Origin of the sequence: Pseudomonas sp. CCC4.1, from assembly GCF_035019225.1 — a bacterium.
Lineage (GTDB): Bacteria > Pseudomonadota > Gammaproteobacteria > Pseudomonadales > Pseudomonadaceae > Aquipseudomonas > Aquipseudomonas bubulae.
Map to the genome: position 1 here is coordinate 55,054 of NZ_JASJWL010000014.1, position 19,817 is coordinate 74,870.

Sequence of the window (19,817 nt, forward strand, 5' to 3'; positions counted from 1 at the left end):
CAAGGGCCGCCTTCGTGCTTTCTGATATCGGTTATTTCATGACCGTTCGTCGTTAAGCTGCAAGATTTTTTGCAGTGATCACCATCTTTTTGGCGTGGGCCAGGGATTCCTTGGTCAGGTCGATACCGCCAAGCATGCGGGCGACTTCTTCTACGCGCTCTTTTTTGCTCAGTTTGGCCACGGCCGTGCGGGTGGTATCGCTCTCGCGAACCTTATGGACAAACAGATGTTGATGGCATTGCGCTGCCACTTGCGGCAAGTGAGTGACCGTCAGCACCTGGCCGCGTTCGCCCAGGCGGCGCAGCAGTTGCCCGACGATCTCGGCAGTGGGGCCCCCAATGCCCACGTCCACTTCGTCGAACACCAGGGTCGGTACGCGGGAGGTTTGTGCGGTGATGACCTGAATGGCCAGGCTGATACGCGACAGTTCGCCGCCCGAGGCCACTTTGGCCAGGGCTTTGAGCGGTTGGCCGGGGTTGGCGCTCACCAGCAGTTCAACGTGTTCGAGGCCGAAGGGCGCCGGGTCGCTGCTGGCTTGCGGGCGCAGTTCGATCACAAAGCGGCCGCCAGGCATGCCCAGGCGCTGGATCTCTTCTTCGACGGCACTGCTCAGGCGTGTCGCGGCCAGGTTGCGCAAATTGCTGAGTTCGCGGGCACACTCTTGATAGTGGCGGGTATAGGAGGTCAGCTCATTGGCCAGACGCTCGACATTTTCATCATTGGCGTTGAGTGTTTCGAGCTCATCCAGCAGTTTTTGCTGCAAGGCGGCCACTTCGGTGGGTTGAACCCGATGTTTGCGTGCCAGGGTATAAATGGTGTCGAGGCGCTCCTCGAGATACTGCAGGCGGCCCGGGTCGGCGTCGAAGTGGTCAATAAAGCGGTTGAGCTCGCCGACGGCCTCTTCGACCTGAATCTGTGCGCTGGCCAGCAGGTCGGTGGCTTCGCCCAGTGAGCCGGAGTTGCTGTTGATGCTCGAAAGCCGGTTGAGGCTGGCCGTCAATGCATTGAGCACGTTGCCGGAATCGCTTTCGCTGCATTGCTCGACTACCTGGCGGCAGATGGTCAGCAGGGTTTCGGCGTTGGTCAGGTTTTTATGTTCCTGCTCCAACTCTTCCAGTTCGTTTTCTCCCAGCGAGAGTGTCTCCAGCTCTTCAAGCTGATAGCTGAGCAACTGATGGCGCGCGCGCTGTTCGTCGCCGGAGTTGGACAGGTGCTCAAGCTCTTGTTTGGTCTGGCGCCAGCGTTGTGCAGCCAGTTGTACCTGGCGGGCCAGGTCGGTGGCACCGGCGAACTCGTCGAGCAGGCGACGATGGGTATCGGGCTTGAGCAGCGACTGGTGTTCGTGCTGGCTGTGGATATCGATCAGCAGCTCGCCCAGGACCTTGAGGTCGCCCTGGGGGCAGGGCGTGCCGTTGATATAGCTGCGCGAGCGGCCTTCGGCGGTGATGACCCGGCGCAGGATGCACGGGCCGTCGCCTTCAAGGTCGCGCTCGGCCAGCCAGGCACGGGCTTCGGGGATATCCTGCAGGTCGAACGTGGCCAGGATATCGGCCTTGTCGGCCCCGGGGCGCACGACGCCGCTGTCGGCGCGGTCGCCCAGGGTGAGGCCCAATGCATCGAGCATGATCGATTTGCCGGCACCGGTCTCGCCAGTGATTACACTCATCCCGCGATCCAGTTCCAGATCGAGATGTTCAACGATGGCGTAGTTGTGTACGGACAGGTGCACCAGCATGGGAGCTGCTCCAAAACGTAATGTCTGGTTATTTATACAGTGTTTTGTTTCGTGCTGACAATGGCTGTGTTTAGTTCGATTTGCTTGTTTTATTCGGGTTCTTAGCTCGTTTGGTTTTTTCGGCAGTGGGAGGGTGGTTCGCCAAACATGCCTTTTATGGGTTTTTGGCTCTTGAACCTGAGAATTGCGACCCCATATACCTTGGCACAAGCGCGAGTCGAGCTCGCGGACGAAGTTTGAAAGGAGAAATCTATGGCAGACGAACAGACTATGGATACGCAGAACCAGGAAGCCGAAGTAGCTGGCGAAGATCTGGCAACCCGCGTGCAGGTGCTTGAAGAGCAGCTGGCAGCCGCTAACGATCAGGCTCTGCGCGTAGCTGCCGATCTGCAGAACGTTCGCCGCCGCGCCGAGCAGGACGTTGAGAAGGCTCACAAGTTTGCACTGGAAAAATTCGCTGGCGACCTGTTGCCGGTGATCGACAGCCTGGAGCGCGGTCTTGAGCTGTCCAGCCCGGACGATGAAAACATCCGTCCGATGCGTGAAGGGATCGAGCTGACCCTGAAAATGTTCCAGGACACCCTGAAGCGCTATCAGCTGGAAGCCATCGACCCGCACGGCGAACCCTTCAATGCCGAGCATCATCAGGCGATGGCAATGCAGGAAAGCGCAGACCTGGAGCCAAACAGTGTGCTCAAGGTGTTTCAAAAAGGTTATCAGCTCAATGGTCGCTTGCTGCGCCCGGCTATGGTCGTAGTCAGCAAGGCGCCAGCGCCGGTTTCGCCATCGATTGACGAGCAGGCTTGAAATCGGCCACAAGGCCCCCATTTAGAAGTCAAGCGTTAAGCAGTGCCGCAGTTGGTCATTACTGCTGCGGCAACAAAATTCAAATTTAGGGAGAGTAAACATGGGCAGAATTATCGGTATTGACCTCGGGACCACCAACTCGTGTGTGTCGGTTCTGGAAAACGGTAAAGCAAAAGTTATCGAAAACGCAGAAGGCGCGCGTACTACGCCGTCGATCGTTGCGTACGCCAATGATGGCGAAATTCTGGTTGGCCAGTCGGCCAAGCGTCAGGCAGTGACCAATCCGCATAACACCCTGTACGCGGTGAAGCGTCTGATCGGTCGTCGTTTTGACGAAGAAGTTGTACAGAAAGACATTCAGATGGTTCCGTACAAGATCGCCAAGGCTGACAACGGCGACGCCTGGGTTGAAGTGAACGGCCAGAAAATGGCTCCGCCACAAATCTCGGCTGAAATTCTGAAGAAAATGAAGAAAACCGCCGAAGACTACCTCGGCGAGCCAGTGACTGAAGCGGTAATCACCGTTCCGGCCTACTTCAACGACAGCCAGCGTCAGGCGACCAAAGACGCCGGCCGTATTGCGGGTCTGGACGTAAAACGCATCATCAACGAACCAACCGCAGCTGCTCTGGCTTACGGTATGGATAAAGCGAAAGGCGACCACACTGTCATCGTTTATGACCTGGGTGGCGGTACTTTCGACGTGTCGGTCATTGAAATTGCCGAAGTGGATGGCGAGCACCAGTTTGAAGTGCTGGCAACCAACGGTGACACGTTCCTGGGTGGTGAAGACTTTGACATCCGTCTGATCGACTACCTGGTTGACGAGTTCAAGAAAGAAAGCGGCATGAACCTTAAAGGTGACCCGCTGGCGATGCAGCGTCTGAAAGAAGCTGCGGAAAAAGCCAAGATCGAACTGTCTTCGAGCCAGTCGACTGACGTGAATCTGCCTTACATCACTGCAGATGCCACCGGTCCTAAGCACTTGAACGTGAAAATTTCGCGCGCCAAGCTGGAATCGCTGGTTGAAGACCTGGTTCAACGCACCATCGAGCCTTGCCGCATCGCGCTGAAAGACGCCGGTATCGACGTTGGCGCAATCAACGACGTGATCCTGGTCGGTGGCCAGACTCGTATGCCGCTGGTACAGAAGCTGGTAACCGAGTTCTTCGGCAAGGAAGCACGTAAAGACGTGAACCCGGACGAAGCTGTTGCAATGGGTGCTGCTATCCAGGGCGCGGTATTGGCCGGTGATGTTAAAGACGTTCTGTTGCTGGACGTGAGCCCGCTGACTCTGGGTATCGAAACCATGGGTGGCGTAATGACTGCCCTGATCGAGAAAAACACCACGATTCCTACCAAGAAATCGCAAGTGTTCTCGACTGCAGACGATAACCAGGGCGCTGTGACCATTCACGTGCTGCAAGGCGAGCGTAAGCAAGCTGCACAGAACAAGTCGTTGGGCAAGTTCGACCTGGCTGACATTCCACCTGCTCCACGTGGCGTGCCTCAGATCGAAGTGACCTTCGACATCGATGCCAACGGCATCCTGCACGTAAGTGCAAAAGACAAGGCGACTGGCAAGTCTCAGTCGATCGTGATCAAGGCTAACTCGGGTCTGTCCGAGGAAGAAATCGCTCAGATGGTTCGCGATGCCGAGATCAACGCTGAGGAAGACCGCAAGTTCGAAGAGCTGGCAGCTGCACGTAACCAGGGCGATGCACTGGTTCACTCGACTCGCAAAATGATCGTCGATGCTGGCGATAAAGTGACCGAGGAAGAGAAAGCTGCAATCGAAGCTGCTGTAGTTGCACTTGAAACCGCTGTTAAAGGCGACGACAAGGCGGCTATCGAAGCCAAGGTTGAAGAGCTGTCCAAGGTATCGGCTCCGGTTGCACAGAAAATGTACGCCGAGCAGGCGAACCCGGCAGACGCAGCGGCCAAGCCAGCTGATTCGGCTGAAAAAGCGGACGACGTTGTCGACGCTGAGTTCGAAGAAGTAAAAGACAACAAGTAATCAGCTTGTTTGTCGCCCGGTTGACCGCGTTTGCGCGGTGACTGGTAGGATGTCGCCGCGCGGGAGCTTGCTCCCGCGTTGGCGTGTCTGGAGTACCGAAATTTTTACAGCATGCGACAAAGTCGAATGCTGGCGGTTTGGTCTGGATCTTTTCTGTTTTCCGGCCTGAAGTAACCGCTCCTGGCGGCCAATGCATTGGCTGTTAAACACAAACCTATATCGTTGAAAAGACGTGAGTCGGGTCTGATCCTTTTCGGGCTTGGCGGGTTTGGCGAGGCTCGGGAGGGTTTTGTCGAACGTCCTTGAGAGTGCAAAGAATTATGGCAAAGCGCGACTATTACGAAATTTTGGGTGTTGAACGCACCTCGACCGAGATAGAGCTGAAAAAGGCTTATCGTCGCCTGGCGATGAAGCATCACCCGGACCGTAATCCGGATGACAAGGCTTCGGAAGAATTGTTCAAAGAGGCCAACGAGGCTTACGAGGTTCTGTCGGACTCCAGTAAACGTGCTGCTTACGATCAATACGGTCATGCCGGTGTTGATCCACAAATGGGCGGCGGCGGTGCAGGTTTCGGCGGTCAGAACTTCTCCGATATTTTCGGTGATGTGTTCAGCGACTTCTTTGGCGGTGGTCGTGGCGGCTCCCGGGGTGGCGCTCAGCGCGGTAGCGATTTGCGCTACACGCTGGAGCTGGATCTGGAAGAAGCCGTACGCGGTACTACGGTCAATATCCGCGTTCCTACACTGGTCAATTGCAAACCATGTGACGGTTCGGGCGCCAAGAAAGGTTCTTCGCCTGTGACCTGTACCACCTGTGGCGGTATTGGTCAGGTGCGCATGCAGCAGGGTTTCTTCGCGGTTCAGCAGACTTGCCCGCGCTGCCACGGTCAAGGCAAGGTGATTTCTGATCCGTGCGAGAGCTGCCGTGGTGAAGGCCGCGTAGAAGAATACAAAACCCTTTCTGTGAAAGTGCCGGCTGGTGTTGATACCGGTGACCGCATTCGTCTGTCGGGCGAAGGCGAGGCGGGCGTGCAGGGTGGGCCTACGGGTGACCTGTATGTGGTGATCGATGTGCGCGAGCACGCGATTTTCCAGCGCGACGGCAAGCATCTGTTCTGTGAAGTACCAATCAACTTTGCCGACGCTGCGCTGGGTGCTGAAATTGAAGTGCCGACACTGGATGGTCGGGTCAAGCTGAAAATCCCGGAAGGCACACAAAGCGGCAAGCAGTTCCGTTTGCGTGGCAAGGGTGTGGCCCCTGTACGGGGTGGCGGTGCTGGCGACTTGATGTGCCGTGTGGTGATCGAAACCCCGGTCAAGCTGAGCCGCCGTCAGCGTGAGCTGATGGAAGAGTTCCGCACCACGCTGGAAGGTGACAGCAGTCACTCGCCGAACGCCACTGGCTGGTTCGAAGGCGTAAAGCGTTTTTTCGGCGACCTGTAAGGAGCGGTAGATGCGACGTATAGCTGTGATGGGCGCTGCCGGGCGCATGGGCAAGACCTTGATCGATGCGGTGCAGCAGCGTTCGCCGCTGTGCGGGCTGACGGCGGCCATCGTGCGTCCTGGCAGCTCCCTGGTGGGGGCTGATGCCGGTGAGCTGGCTTCTATCGGGCGCATCGGCGTGCCGTTGTCCGAAAGCCTGCAAGCGGTCGCGGCTGATTTCGACGTGCTGATCGACTTCACCTTGCCTGAAGTGATGCTCGCCAACCTGGCGGTGTGTCGCAAATTGGGCAAGGCCATGGTCATTGGTACGACGGGGCTGAATGCCGAGCAGAAGCAGTTGCTGGTCGAGGCTGGCCAGGATATTGCGATTGTCTTTGCTTCCAACTTCAGTGTCGGCGTCAACCTGTCGTTCAAGCTGCTGGATATGGCGGCGCGGGTGATGGGTGAGGATGCCGATATCGAAATCATCGAAGCTCATCATCGGCACAAAGTCGACGCGCCTTCGGGTACCGCGATGCGCATGGGTGAGGTGATTGCTGATGCGCTGGGTCGTGACCTGCAAAAGGTTGCGGTCTATGGTCGTGAAGGCCATACCGGTGCCCGTGAGCGCGAAACCATCGGTTTTGCCACGGTGCGCGGCGGTGATGTGGTGGGTGATCACACGGTCTTGTTCGCCACTGAAGGCGAGCGCCTGGAAATTACCCACAAGGCATCCAGCCGCATGACCTTTGCCAAGGGTGCTGTTCGTGCTGCTCTCTGGCTGCAAGGGCGCGAGCCTGGCCTGTATGACATGCAGGATGTGCTCGACCTGCGCTGAGTAACCTCTGTAAAATCGGGCTGTTGGCGCGCCAGTAGCCCGATTTTTAACCGCTAAGCGATGTTCTGTCGCATTCCCCTGTCTTTTAGACTCTTTAGCGGTAGACCAAAAAAGCCTTTTTCTGTAAGCTACAGCTTTAGTGTGTCCACTAAAAGCGCGCAGATAATTCGATGAAGAAGCGGGGTGACGTGTCCATACGTCACTCCGCTTTTTTACAACCTGCGATCGCCCTTTCAGGCTTTATTTACGGGAGGTCTTCTTGACTAAGCAAGCCATACTCGCCCTCGCTGATGGCAGCATTTTTCGCGGCGAAGCCATTGGGGCCGACGGTCAAACCGTTGGTGAGGTGGTGTTTAACACCGCAATGACTGGCTACCAGGAGATCCTGACGGATCCTTCCTACGCTCAGCAAATCGTGACCCTGACTTACCCGCATGTTGGCAACACCGGTACTACCCCGGAAGACGCCGAGTCTGATCGTGTCTGGTCCGCAGGTCTGGTAATTCGTGATCTGCCGCTGGTTGCAAGCAACTGGCGCAACACCATGTCGCTGGCCGACTACCTGAAAACCAACAATGTTGTGGCTATCGCCGGTATCGACACTCGCCGCCTGACGCGCATCCTGCGTGAGAAAGGCGCGCAGAACGGTTGCATCATGGCGGGCGACAACATTTCTGAAGAAGCTGCCATCGCAGCGGCCCGCGGCTTCCCGGGCCTGAAGGGCATGGATCTGGCGAAAGTCGTCAGCACCGAAAAAGCCTACGAGTGGCGCTCCAGCGTCTGGAATCTGGCTACCGACAGTCACCCGACCATCGAAGCCAGCGAGCTGCCTTACCACGTGGTCGCTTATGACTACGGCGTAAAGTGGAACATCCTGCGCATGCTGGTTGAGCGCGGCTGCCGCGTGACCGTGGTTCCGGCACAGACTCCGGCCAGTGACGTTCTGGCACTCAACCCGGATGGCGTGTTCCTGTCCAACGGCCCGGGTGACCCTGAGCCTTGCGACTACGCGATCACAGCAATCAAGCAAGTGCTGACCACCGAGATTCCGGTTTTCGGTATCTGCCTGGGTCACCAGCTGCTGGCCCTGGCCTCCGGCGCCAAGACCGTGAAAATGGGTCATGGCCATCACGGTGCAAACCACCCGGTTCAGGATCTGGACACCGGTGTTGTAATGATCACCAGCCAGAACCACGGTTTTGCGGTAGACGAAGCGAGCTTGCCAGCCAATGTGCGCGCCATCCACAAGTCGCTGTTCGACGGCACCCTGCAAGGTATCGAGCTGACCGACAAAAGCGCTTTCAGCTTCCAGGGTCACCCTGAAGCAAGCCCTGGCCCGAACGACGTTGCACCGCTGTTCGATCGCTTCATCAATGAGATGGCCAAGCGCCGTTAATTAGCCTCCTTTTGCAGCGCCCTGTGGCGGCCCCGAATTTCGGTGGCCCCCAGGGGGCTTCAGGAACCTGATTGACAGCTTGCCGACTGACCTGCGGATTTGAGTGACAAACCCATGCCAAAACGTACAGACATAAAAAGCATCCTGATTCTCGGCGCTGGCCCGATTGTTATCGGCCAGGCGTGTGAATTCGACTACTCCGGCGCCCAGGCCTGCAAAGCCCTGCGCGAGGAGGGTTACCGCGTCATCCTGGTGAACTCCAACCCTGCCACTATCATGACCGACCCGGACATGGCTGACGCCACGTACATCGAGCCGATCAAGTGGCAGACCGTTGCCAAGATCATCGAAAAAGAGCGTCCGGATGCACTGCTGCCAACCATGGGCGGCCAGACAGCTCTGAACTGCGCACTGGACCTGGAGCGCGAAGGCGTGCTCGAGAAGTTCGGCGTAGAAATGATCGGCGCCAACGCTGACACCATCGACAAAGCTGAAGACCGTTCGCGTTTCGACAAGGCCATGAAGTCCATCGGCCTGGATTGCCCGCGCTCCGGTATCGCCCACACCATGGAAGAGGCCAATGCGGTCCTCGAGCGACTGGGCTTCCCGTGCATCATTCGTCCGTCCTTCACCATGGGCGGCACCGGTGGCGGTATTGCTTACAACCGTGAAGAGTTCGAAGAGATCTGCACCCGTGGTCTGGACCTGTCGCCAACCAAAGAGCTGCTGATCGACGAATCCCTGATCGGCTGGAAAGAGTATGAGATGGAGGTTGTCCGCGACAAAAAAGACAACTGCATCATCGTTTGCTCGATCGAAAACTTCGACCCGATGGGCGTGCACACCGGTGACTCGATCACCGTTGCTCCGGCACAGACCCTGACGGACAAGGAATACCAGATCATGCGTAACGCCTCGTTGGCGGTACTGCGTGAGATCGGCGTTGAAACCGGCGGTTCCAACGTTCAGTTCGGTATCTGCCCGGACACCGGCCGTATGGTCGTGATCGAAATGAACCCGCGTGTATCGCGTTCGTCGGCGCTGGCATCGAAAGCCACCGGCTTCCCGATCGCTCGTATCGCTGCCAAATTGGCGATCGGTTACACCCTGGACGAGCTGCAAAACGAAATCACCGGCGGCGCTACGCCTGCGTCCTTCGAGCCGTCCATCGACTACGTTGTGACCAAGCTGCCGCGCTTCGCTTTCGAGAAGTTCGCCAAGGCTGACGCCCGTTTGACCACACAGATGAAATCTGTGGGCGAAGTCATGGCCATCGGCCGGACTTTCCAGGAATCCCTGCAAAAGGCCCTTCGCGGTCTGGAAGTAGGTGTCAGCGGTCTTGATCCAAAGCTGGACCTGAGCAACCCGGAAAGCATGGCCGTGCTCAAGCGCGAGCTGACCGTGCCGGGCGCCGAGCGTATCTGGTACGTGGCTGACGCGTTCCGCGCCGGCATGACCGTTGAAGATATCTTCGGCATGAACATGATTGACCCTTGGTTCCTGGTACAGATCGAAGATCTGATCAAGGACGAAGAAAAAATCAAGACCATGGCCCTGTCGTCGATCGATCGCGACGCCATGTACCGCTTCAAGCGCAAGGGCTTCTCCGACGCGCGTCTGGCCGTTCTGCTGGGTGTGACCGAGAAGAACCTGCGTCGCCACCGCCACAAGCTGGAAGTGTTCCCGGTCTACAAGCGCGTTGACACCTGCGCAGCCGAGTTCGCTACCGACACCGCCTACATGTACTCCACCTACGAGGAAGAGTGCGAAGCCAACCCTTCGGATCGTGACAAGATCATGATTCTGGGCGGTGGCCCGAACCGTATCGGCCAGGGTATCGAGTTTGACTATTGCTGCGTTCACGCCGCTCTGGCGCTGCGTGCCGACGGTTACGAGACCATCATGGTCAACTGCAACCCGGAAACCGTTTCCACCGACTACGACACTTCGGATCGTCTGTACTTCGAGTCCGTCACCCTGGAAGACGTGCTGGAAATCGTGCGTGTCGAGAAGCCAAAAGGCGTGATCGTCCAGTACGGCGGCCAAACCCCGCTGAAACTGGCGCGTGCCCTGGAAGAAGCCGGCGTGCCGATCATCGGTACCAGCCCTGACGCGATCGACCGTGCAGAAGACCGTGAGCGCTTCCAGCAGATGGTTGAGCGCCTGAACCTGCGTCAGCCGCCTAACGCTACTGTGCGCAGCGAAGACGAAGCCATTCGTGCCGCTGGCAAGATCGGTTACCCGCTGGTTGTTCGTCCTTCCTACGTGTTGGGCGGCCGTGCGATGGAAATCGTTTACGAAGAAGACGAGCTCAAGCGCTACCTGCGTGACGCAGTGAAAGTGTCCAACGACAGCCCCGTGCTGCTGGACCACTTCCTCAACTGCGCCATCGAAATGGACGTGGATGCTGTCTGCGACGGTACTGATGTAGTGATCGGCGCAATCATGCAGCACATCGAGCAGGCTGGCGTTCACTCCGGTGACTCCGCTTGCTCGCTGCCGCCGTACTCGCTGCCGCTGCACATCCAGGACGAGATGCGCGAGCAGGTCAAGAAAATGGCTCTGGAGTTGGGCGTTGTCGGCCTGATGAACGTGCAATTGGCTCTGCAGGGCGAAGATATCTACGTGATCGAAGTGAACCCGCGTGCATCGCGTACCGTTCCTTTCGTCTCCAAGTGCATCGGTGTTTCCCTGGCGATGATCGCAGCTCGCGTAATGGCCGGTAAAACCCTTAAGGAAATCGGTTTCACCAAAGAAATCATTCCTAACTTCTACAGCGTGAAAGAGGCGGTCTTCCCGTTCGCCAAATTCCCGGGTGTTGACCCGATTCTCGGCCCTGAGATGAAGTCCACCGGTGAAGTGATGGGCGTGGGCGATACCTTCGGCGAAGCGTTTGCCAAGGCCCAGATGGGTGCAAGCGAAGTGCTGCCGACTGGCGGTACTGCTTTCATCAGCGTGCGCGACGACGACAAGCCGCTGGTGGCCGGCGTTGCCCGCGACCTGATCAACCTGGGCTTTGAAATCGTTTCGACCGTTGGCACTGCCAAGTTCATCGAAGCAGCAGGCTTGAAAGTACGTCGTGTGAACAAGGTGACCGAAGGTCGTCCGCACGTTGTCGACATGATCAAGAACGACGAAGTAACCTTGATCATCAACACTACCGAAGGACGTCAGTCGATTGCTGACTCCTATTCCATTCGCCGCAACGCGCTGCAGCACAAGATCTACTGCACCACGACTATTGCTGCTGGCGAAGCGATCTGTGAAGCGCTTAAATTCGGTCCTGAAAAAACCGTACGTCGCTTGCAGGATCTACACGCAGGATTAAAGGCATGATCAAGTACCCAATGACGGTCCAGGGCGCCAAAGCCCTGGAAGAAGAACACGCACATCTGACCAAGGTTGTCCGTCCCAAGCTGAGCCAGGATATCGGCACGGCGCGTGAGCTGGGCGACCTTAAAGAAAACGCTGAATACCATGCTGCCCGTGAGCAGCAGGGTATGGTTGAGGCGCGTATCCGTGACATCGAAGGCCGCATGCAGAACGCGGTGATCATCGATGTAACGACTATTCCTCACACCGGTAAAGTGATTTTCGGTACCACGGTCGAGATCGCCAACGTTGAAACTGACGAAAGCGTGACCTACCAGATCGTTGGTGAAGATGAGGCTGACTTCAAGCTCGGAAAGATCTCCGTTGGTTCGCCACTTGCCCGTGCCTTGATTGCCAAGGAAGAGGGTGATGTGGTGGCGGTGAAAACACCGGGCGGCGTCATTGAGTACGAAATTGTCAAAGTAAGTCACATCTAAGAAGAGCGCCCGCCGTGTGCGGGCGCACTTTTTTGGCGGTCGGCCCGGGTGTTCCGGGTTGGCGGCCTGTGGTTGTTGCACACAGAATTGTTTGCCGGTGCTGGCCGCAATGCGGTTGGCAGCGAAGCTGTTGAAGTGGCATGGAGCAAGTGGGGAAGTAGTGCGTTGGGCGTCTCTGGCTGCCTGATGCGTTGCGCGGGCAGTGCTTGCATGACTCTCGGGCTTTGGCCCTGGAAGAGTTTCAGGGCGCGCCAGGCGCACCCTTGACCCTTGTCTACATCACTTGAAACGGTGGATGTTCGACAGTTGCTTGTTTACATTGACGTTCTTGCGGTACAGAAGCGCCATTTTGCCGATAACCTGTACCAGTTCCGCTTTGCCGGCCTTGCACAGTTCTGCAATGGCCTCCAGGCGGGATTCGCGATCCAGAATGTTGACTTTGATTTTAATCAGCTCGTGATCGCCCAATGCGCGTTCGAGTTCGGCTAAAACACCTTCAGTCAAACCATTGTCAGCCACAGTCAAAACTGGTTTCAGATGGTGGCCAATGGATTTGTACTGTTTCTTCTGCTCTTGAGTGAGCGGCATAATCTGACCCCTGTGTCTGATCTTGTAAAAAGCGGCGGCCAGTTTACCCGAGCGAGTCCCAGACCGCCCAGTTAATCACGACCCGTTTAAAATTTTTGAGGTGGCCCGTGGCCCGTTCCAAGACTAGCCTTAACTGGCTGAAAGAACATTTCAACGACCCGTACGTCAAAATGGCGCAAAAAGACGGGTATCGCTCCCGTGCCAGCTACAAATTGCTGGAGATCCAGGAGCGCGACAAGCTGATTCGTCCCGGTATGACCGTTATCGACCTGGGTGCAGCCCCGGGTGGCTGGTCGCAGGTGACCAGTCGTCTGATCGGTGGTCAGGGGCGTTTGATTGCTTCCGACATCCTGGACATGGACAGCATCCCTGATGTGACCTTCATCAAGGGCGACTTTACCGAGGACGCCGTGCTTGCTCAGATCCTCGAGGCCGTCGGAAATACACAAGTAGACCTTGTGATTTCAGATATGGCCCCCAATATGAGTGGATTGGCAGCTGTCGACATGCCGCGGGCGATGTTTCTGTGCGAATTGGCACTGGATCTTGCCGGTCGCGTCCTGCGTCCAGGTGGTGATTTTCTGATTAAGGTTTTCCAGGGGGAAGGCTTCGATCAGTACCACAAGGACATTCGCAAGCTGTTTGACAAGGTACAGATGCGCAAGCCGTCCTCGTCGCGAGACAGGTCCCGCGAGCAGTATTTGCTGGGGCGCGGCTTCCGCGGTGTTGAAGGTTCGGCCAGTGATGAACGTCTGTAACAAGGGCGATAGATTTTTTTGAATCGCTTTACAGATCTGGCATAACGAATATTGTGTAGGCAAAGTTTCACAAAGGGTTACAGACGGAGCCTGCAAGGGTTGTAGGCAATGTAGTAAGTTATGCCGGTGAATATCATGCGAAGCACGCTTCAGTAGCGGGGCTTGTGCTTCAGAGGGTAGCTAATTGAACGATATGGCAAAGAATCTGATCCTGTGGTTGATCATCGCCGCTGTCCTGGTGACAGTGATGAACAACTTCTCCAGTCCAAACGAGCCACAAACCCTCAACTATTCCGACTTCATCCAGCAAGTTAAGGATGGCAAGGTCGAGCGCGTTGCCGTGGATGGCTACGTGATTACCGGCAAACGCAGCGATGGCGATACCTTCAAAACCATCCGTCCGGCGATTCAGGACAACGGTTTGATCGGCGACCTGGTGGATAACCACGTCACCGTTGAAGGCAAATTGCCTGAGCAACAAAGCATCTGGACCCAGTTGCTGGTTGCGAGCTTCCCGATCCTGGTGATTATTGCGGTCTTCATGTTCATGATGCGCCAGATGCAGGGCGGTGCCGGCGGTAAAGGCGGCCCGATGAGCTTTGGCAAGAGCAAGGCGCGGCTGCTGTCGGAAGACCAGGTCAAGACGACCCTGGCTGACGTGGCAGGTTGCGATGAAGCCAAGGAAGAAGTGGGCGAGCTGGTTGAGTTCCTGCGCGATCCGGGCAAGTTCCAGCGTCTGGGCGGGCGTATCCCTCGCGGCGTACTGATGGTGGGTCCGCCAGGTACGGGTAAAACCCTGATCGCCAAGGCGATTGCGGGTGAGGCCAAGGTACCGTTCTTCACTATTTCCGGTTCCGACTTTGTTGAAATGTTCGTGGGCGTTGGTGCAAGCCGTGTTCGTGACATGTTTGAGCAGGCCAAGAAGCACGCGCCTTGCATCATCTTTATCGATGAGATCGACGCTGTCGGCCGTCACCGTGGTAACGGTATGGGCGGCGGTCATGACGAGCGCGAGCAGACCCTTAACCAGTTGCTGGTTGAGATGGACGGCTTTGAGATGAATGACGGCATCATCGTGATTGCCGCCACCAACCGTCCTGACGTGCTTGACCCTGCGCTGCTGCGTCCAGGTCGCTTTGACCGTCAGGTGGTGGTTGGCTTGCCGGACATCCGTGGTCGCGAGCAGATTCTCAAAGTACACATGCGTAAAGTGCCAATGGGCGACGACGTCCAGCCGGCTGTTATTGCACGTGGTACCCCGGGCTTCTCGGGTGCCGACCTGGCCAACCTGGTCAACGAAGCTTCCCTGTTCGCGGCGCGTACCGGCAAGCGTGTTGTTGAAATGAAAGAGTTCGAGCTGGCCAAGGACAAGATCATGATGGGCGCCGAGCGCAAATCGATGGTCATGTCCGATAAAGAAAAGCGCAACACGGCCTATCACGAAGCGGGTCACGCTATCGTTGGTCGCGTAGTGCCTGAGCATGATCCGGTCTACAAGGTGTCGATCATTCCTCGTGGCCGCGCCCTGGGCGTGACCATGTTCCTGCCGGAAGAAGATCGCTACAGCTTGTCCAAGCGTGCGCTGATCAGCCAGATCTGCTCGCTGTATGGCGGCCGTATCGCTGAAGAGATGACCTTGGGCTTTGACGGTGTGACCACCGGCGCTTCCAACGACATCATGCGAGCCAGCCAGATTGCCCGCAACATGGTGACCAAGTGGGGCTTGTCCGAGAAGCTCGGCCCGCTGATGTATGCCGAAGACGAAGAGTCCTATCTGGGTCGTGGCGGTGGTCAGTCTGCAAACGTGTCGGGCGAGACAGCCAAGCTGATCGACTCGGAAGTGCGCAGCATCATTGATCAGTGCTACAACACGGCCAAGCAGATCCTGACCGAAAATCGCGACAAGCTGGATGCAATGGCTGACGCGTTGATGAAGTACGAAACGATCGATGCCGATCAGATCGACGACATCATGGCGGGTCGTCCGCCACGTGAGCCGCGTGACTGGGAAGATGGCAACTCGGGTACCCCGACTGCCCCTACGCTGGATAAAACCGAGCGCCCGGAAACACCTATCGGCGGCCCTGCTGCTGATCAATAAGGCTTGAAATGACTTCTGTTCAGTCCTCAACCCGGTTGCCTTGCGGCAACCGGGTTCTTGATTTGGCCCATACGCATGTTATGGGCATCCTCAATGTCACCCCTGATTCCTTTTCCGATGGCGGCCGCTTTGCTGCCCTGGATGCAGCTCTGCGCCATGCAGAGGCGATGGTGCAGGCGGGTGCAACCCTGATTGATGTTGGCGGTGAGTCAACGCGCCCCGGAGCTCCTGTGGTATTGCCGCAGGAAGAGCTCGACCGGGTTGCTCCTGTTGTCGAGCGAATTGCCCGGGAACTGGATGTGATTATTTCGGTCGATACATCCGCGCCAATCGTCATGACCGAGGTTGCGCGCCTGGGAGCAGGGCTGATCAATGATGTGCGCTCGCTGCGCCGTGAAGGGGCCTTGCAGGCCGCTGCGGCGACAGGCTTGCCGGTATGCCTGATGCATATGCTCGGTGAGCCTGGAGACATGCAGGACAACCCGCATTACGAAGACCTGGTGGGCGAGGTGTCGACGTTTCTCGCTGACAGCATGGCGCGTTGCGCTGCTGCTGGCATTGGGGCCGAACGCATCGTGCTCGATCCGGGCTTTGGTTTTGCCAAGACATTGCAGCACAATTTGAGCCTGTTCAAGCATATGGAGGCCTTGCATGCGCTGGGTCGGCCTTTGCTGGTGGGCGTGTCACGTAAAAGCATGGTCGGGCAGACACTGAACCGGCCAGTTGCAGGGCGTCTCTATGGCAGTCTGGCGCTTGCAGCATTGGCGATGACCAAGGGTGCGCGCATTCTGCGCGTCCATGATGTTGCCGAAACAGTTGATGTGGTACGGATGATCGCAGCGGTAGATTCCGCCGACTAAGAATGATGGAGCACTTATGACAAAGAAGTATTTTGGCACCGACGGTATTCGTGGTCGGGTCGGCGTTTATCCGATTACCCCTGACTTTATGCTCAAGTTGGGTTGGGCAGCGGGCATGGCGTTTCGCAGCAAGGGCGCTTGCCGGATCCTGGTAGGCAAGGACACCCGCATCTCGGGTTACATGTTTGAGTCGGCTCTTGAAGCGGGCTTGTCGGCTGCCGGGGCTGATGTGATGTTGCTGGGGCCTATGCCGACACCGGCCATTGCCTACCTGACACGTACCTTCCATGCGGAAGCGGGTATCGTGATCAGCGCTTCGCACAATCCCCACGACGATAATGGCATCAAGTTCTTTTCCGGCGAGGGCACCAAGCTGCCTGACGACGTTGAACTGATGATCGAAGAGTTGCTGGATGCGCCGATGACCGTTGTCGATTCCGACAAGCTCGGCAAGGTCTCGCGGATCAATGATGCGCCGGGCCGTTATATCGAATTCTGTAAAAGCAGCGTGCCAAGCAGCACCAAATTCAGCGGTATGAAGATTGTTCTCGATTGCGCCCACGGTGCTACCTACAAGGTTGCGCCAAGTGTGTTCAAGGAGCTGGGTGCTCAAGTCGTTGTTCTGTCGGCGCAGCCTGATGGCCTGAACATCAACGAAAACTGCGGTTCGACCCATATGGGTCAGTTGCAGGCTGCCGTGGTGGCTGAAGGTGCGGACCTGGGTATTGCTTTTGATGGCGACGGCGATCGCGTGTTGATGGTTGACCATACCGGTGCTGTGGTCGATGGCGATGAGCTGTTGTTTATCATTGCCCGTGACCTGCACGAGCGTGGCAAATTGCAGGGTGGCGTTGTCGGTACGCTGATGAGCAACCTTGGCCTTGAGTTGGCATTGGCTGATCTGGGTATCGAGTTCGTACGCGCCAATGTGGGCGACCGTTACGTTATCGCGGCCCTGCAAGAGCGTAACTGGCTGGTAGGTGGCGAGAACTCCGGGCATATCGTGTGCTTCCACCACACCACCACCGGCGATGCGATCATTGCTGCGCTGCAGGTGTTGTTGTCCTTGCGTCGTCGCGATGAAAGCCTGGCCCAGTCGCGTCAGGCGCTGCGCAAGTGCCCGCAAGTGTTACTGAATGTTCGTTTTGCCGGTGGCGTCGACCCTGTCGAGCACCCGGCGGTGAAGGAGGCGTGCGCGCGAGTGACGGCTGCCATGAATGGCCGTGGTCGTGTGTTGTTGCGCAAGTCCGGAACAGAGCCTTTGGTGCGCGTGATGGTCGAAGGCGATGACGAAAACATGGTTCGCGGCTACGCCGAAGAGCTGGCAAAACTGGTAAGTGAAGTTTGTGCCTGATTCGGCTTGCCAGCTTTGATTTGGTTGGGTAACATCTGCGCCCACTTTGACCGACGAGGTAAAGCATGCGTCGCACTATGGTAGCTGGTAACTGGAAGATGCACGGTACCCGCGCCAGCGTCGCTGAGCTGATCGACGGTCTGCGTGGTCTGGTCCTGCCAAACGATGTTGATGTTGCAGTTTTTCCGCCTCAGCTGTTTATTGATCGTGTTATCAATGGCTTGCAAGGCGCAGCGATTTCGGTCGGTGCTCAGGATGCTGCAGTGGAGTCGGGGCAGGGCGCGCTGACTGGCGAGATTTCCTCTAGTCAGTTGGCCGACGCAGGTTGCAAGCTGGTGCTTGTGGGGCACTCCGAACGCCGCCTGATACTGGGTGAGCAGGACGAGACACTCAATCGCAAGTTTGCAGCGGCCCAAGCCTCAGGCTTGACGCCAGTGTTGTGCATAGGGGAAACCCTGGAGCAGCGCGAAGCGGGGCAAACGCTGGAAGTGGTAGAGCGTCAGCTGAATGCCGTGATTGACGAGTTTGGCATTGATGCTTTTGTAAATGCCGTGATTGCATACGAGCCGGTCTGGGCCATTGGCACCGGGCTGACCGCATCACCACAGCAAGCGCAAGATGTGCATGCGGCCATTCGCGCACAGCTGGCGCAAAAGAATTCTGAAGTGGCACAAGGTGTGCGGCTTCTATACGGCGGCAGCGTGAAGGCGGCCAATGCGGTCGAACTGTTCAGCATGCCGGATATCGATGGGGGACTCATTGGCGGGGCTTCCCTGAATGCAGATGAGTTCGGTGCGATCATTCGTGCCGCAGGAAACTGAAAATGCTGGATAACGTCGTAACTGTGTTTCATCTGTTGACAGCATTGGGTGTAATTGCCCTGGTTTTGCTGCAACAGGGCAAGGGAGCGGATGCTGGAGCATCTTTCGGCGCAGGTGCATCAAATACTGTGTTCGGAAGCCAAGGTTCCTCTACCTTTCTTAGTAAGTTTACTGCTATACTTGCCGCAGGTTTTTTCATAACCAGCTTGGGGTTAGGTTACTTTGCTAAAGAGAAGGCTGAACAGCTGACTCAAGTAGGTTTGCCAAATCCAGCGGTGTTGGAAGTTCCAGTGCAAAAGCCGGCTTCAGATGATGTTCCGGTGCTTCAAGAGCAAAAGTCGGCAACTCCTGCGACTGACGTACCTCCAGCTCAAGAGCAAAAGTAAAACGGGTTTCATGATGTAAACGTTGTATTGCCGAGGTGGTGGAATTGGTAGACACGCAACCTTGAGGTGGTTGTGCCCATAGGGTGTAGGGGTTCGAGTCCCCTTCTCGGTACCAATTATCAAGAATGCCCGCAGTAGCGGGCTTTCTTGTATGTGGAAGGTTGGATTGACCCGTCACGGGATCAACCGTATACTTCCGCTCCAGCTTTGTCGCGGGATGGAGCAGTCTGGTAGCTCGTCGGGCTCATAACCCGAAGGTCGTCGGTTCAAATCCGGCTCCCGCAACCAGTTTCAGCGGAGCCCCTTTTCAGGGGCTTTTTGTTAGCTGGACACTTTATAGCGTCGGTATTCAACGACGTTTCAGAGATGGGCGCTTCGCCCATTTTTTCATTTTGCACAGCATGCACAAACATGCACTAGGGGGTTCAGGTGTCGAGCAAGCTAGAACAGTTGCAGGACTTGTTGGCCCCGGTGGTCGTGGCCCTTGGCTATGAATGCTGGGGTATTGAATTTTCGGCTCAAGGCCGCCATTCAATGTTGCGTGTGTATATCGACAAGGAAGGCGGCGTACTGGTGGATGACTGCGCTATCGTGAGTCGTCAGATCAGCGGCGTTCTGGATGTCGAAGATCCTATCGCTGTTGAATACACCCTTGAAGTTTCTTCTCCTGGCATGGAACGCCCGCTGTTCACCCTTGAACAGTTTGCCCAATTTGTCGGTGAGCAAGTGAAGATCAAGCTGCGCTCGCCTTTTGAAGGGCGACGCAACTTTCAGGGCCTTCTGCGCGGCGTAGAAGAGCAGGACATCGTGGTGCAGGTTGAAGACCATGAGTTCCTGTTGCCGATCGATATGATCGACAAGGCCAACATTATTCCCAGTTTTGACTGAGACGCGGATCCCGCGGATCCAATGGCTTGCGAAAG

Annotated in this window: 16 protein-coding genes and 2 tRNA genes; 16 read left to right on the top strand and 2 right to left on the bottom strand. The window is 56.8% G+C overall.

From position 1 onward, the window contains the following. Positions 1 to 52: 52 nt before the first annotated feature. Positions 53 to 1,735 (bottom strand): DNA repair protein RecN, encoded by a 1,683-nt coding sequence (gene recN, locus QN377_RS08440; protein ID WP_095018766.1) that lies wholly within the window; start codon positions 1,733 to 1,735, stop codon positions 53 to 55. A gap of 252 nt (positions 1,736 to 1,987) precedes the next feature. Here recN and grpE point away from each other — a divergent pair, with 252 nt between their 5' ends. The 7 genes from grpE (at position 1,988) to greA (ending at position 12,026) form a co-directional block, all read left to right on the top strand. Continuing rightward, positions 1,988 to 2,542 carry a nucleotide exchange factor GrpE gene (gene grpE / locus QN377_RS08445; RefSeq protein WP_095002545.1) on the top strand — a complete coding sequence of 185 codons (555 nt, stop codon included), beginning with the start codon at positions 1,988 to 1,990 and terminating at the stop codon, positions 2,540 to 2,542. Positions 2,543 to 2,642: 100 nt separating this feature from the next. Further along, complete coding sequence (dnaK, locus tag QN377_RS08450) at positions 2,643 to 4,559, top strand: molecular chaperone DnaK (protein ID WP_095002546.1); 1,917 nt, start codon at positions 2,643 to 2,645, stop codon at positions 4,557 to 4,559. Between the two features lie 320 nt (positions 4,560 to 4,879). Beyond that, positions 4,880 to 6,004, top strand: coding sequence for a molecular chaperone DnaJ (gene dnaJ, locus QN377_RS08455; protein WP_095002547.1), 1,125 nt, complete (start codon positions 4,880 to 4,882; stop codon positions 6,002 to 6,004). 10 nt (positions 6,005 to 6,014) lie between these two features. Continuing rightward, positions 6,015 to 6,821 carry a 4-hydroxy-tetrahydrodipicolinate reductase gene (gene dapB, locus QN377_RS08460; protein ID WP_095002548.1) on the top strand — a complete coding sequence of 269 codons (807 nt, stop codon included), beginning with the start codon at positions 6,015 to 6,017 and terminating at the stop codon, positions 6,819 to 6,821. 259 nt (positions 6,822 to 7,080) lie between these two features. Continuing rightward, positions 7,081 to 8,217 (top strand): glutamine-hydrolyzing carbamoyl-phosphate synthase small subunit, encoded by a 1,137-nt coding sequence (gene carA, locus QN377_RS08465; protein ID WP_016783446.1) that lies wholly within the window; start codon positions 7,081 to 7,083, stop codon positions 8,215 to 8,217. Between the two features lie 114 nt (positions 8,218 to 8,331). After that, entirely contained in the window at positions 8,332 to 11,553 is a 3,222-nt protein-coding gene (carB, locus tag QN377_RS08470; protein WP_095002549.1) for a carbamoyl-phosphate synthase large subunit, read from the top strand. Then, the gene (gene greA, locus QN377_RS08475; protein ID WP_016783444.1) at positions 11,550 to 12,026 is read left to right on the top strand and encodes a transcription elongation factor GreA; all 477 of its coding nucleotides are present in this window, start codon (positions 11,550 to 11,552) and stop codon (positions 12,024 to 12,026) included. The genes carB and greA overlap by 4 nt, the downstream gene beginning before the upstream one ends. A gap of 279 nt (positions 12,027 to 12,305) precedes the next feature. On the opposite strand, the gene yhbY is transcribed toward greA, so the two are convergent. Further along, the gene (gene yhbY / locus QN377_RS08480; protein ID WP_003439595.1) at positions 12,306 to 12,614 is read right to left on the bottom strand and encodes a ribosome assembly RNA-binding protein YhbY; all 309 of its coding nucleotides are present in this window, start codon (positions 12,612 to 12,614) and stop codon (positions 12,306 to 12,308) included. A 107-nt stretch (positions 12,615 to 12,721) separates the two neighbouring features. Here yhbY and rlmE point away from each other — a divergent pair, with 107 nt between their 5' ends. The 9 genes from rlmE to rimP all read left to right on the top strand — a co-directional run bounded on the left by rlmE (position 12,722) and on the right by rimP (position 19,782). Next, positions 12,722 to 13,372, top strand: a complete 651-nt coding sequence (gene rlmE, locus QN377_RS08485) for a 23S rRNA (uridine(2552)-2'-O)-methyltransferase RlmE (protein ID WP_016783443.1) — start codon at positions 12,722 to 12,724, stop codon at positions 13,370 to 13,372. 193 nt (positions 13,373 to 13,565) lie between these two features. After that, entirely contained in the window at positions 13,566 to 15,473 is a 1,908-nt protein-coding gene (gene ftsH, locus QN377_RS08490) for an ATP-dependent zinc metalloprotease FtsH (protein WP_016783442.1), read from the top strand. A gap of 8 nt (positions 15,474 to 15,481) precedes the next feature. Then, positions 15,482 to 16,333 carry a dihydropteroate synthase gene (folP, locus tag QN377_RS08495; protein WP_095002550.1) on the top strand — a complete coding sequence of 284 codons (852 nt, stop codon included), beginning with the start codon at positions 15,482 to 15,484 and terminating at the stop codon, positions 16,331 to 16,333. A 16-nt stretch (positions 16,334 to 16,349) separates the two neighbouring features. Next, positions 16,350 to 17,687: a phosphoglucosamine mutase gene (gene glmM / locus QN377_RS08500; RefSeq protein ID WP_095025609.1), complete on the top strand. Its 1,338-nt coding sequence runs from the start codon at positions 16,350 to 16,352 to the stop codon at positions 17,685 to 17,687. Positions 17,688 to 17,752: 65 nt separating this feature from the next. Then, positions 17,753 to 18,508, top strand: coding sequence for a triose-phosphate isomerase (tpiA, locus tag QN377_RS08505; protein WP_095002552.1), 756 nt, complete (start codon positions 17,753 to 17,755; stop codon positions 18,506 to 18,508). A gap of 2 nt (positions 18,509 to 18,510) precedes the next feature. Further along, positions 18,511 to 18,894 (top strand): preprotein translocase subunit SecG, encoded by a 384-nt coding sequence (secG, locus tag QN377_RS08510; protein ID WP_003439612.1) that lies wholly within the window; start codon positions 18,511 to 18,513, stop codon positions 18,892 to 18,894. Positions 18,895 to 18,923: 29 nt separating this feature from the next. Beyond that, positions 18,924 to 19,009 (top strand) — tRNA-Leu (locus QN377_RS08515). 96 nt (positions 19,010 to 19,105) lie between these two features. Beyond that, positions 19,106 to 19,182, top strand: a tRNA-Met gene (locus QN377_RS08520). Positions 19,183 to 19,323: 141 nt separating this feature from the next. Then, on the top strand, positions 19,324 to 19,782 hold the full coding sequence (gene rimP / locus QN377_RS08525; RefSeq protein ID WP_016783438.1) for a ribosome maturation factor RimP: 459 nt from the start codon (positions 19,324 to 19,326) through the stop codon (positions 19,780 to 19,782). The last annotated feature ends 35 nt before the right edge of the window (positions 19,783 to 19,817 follow it).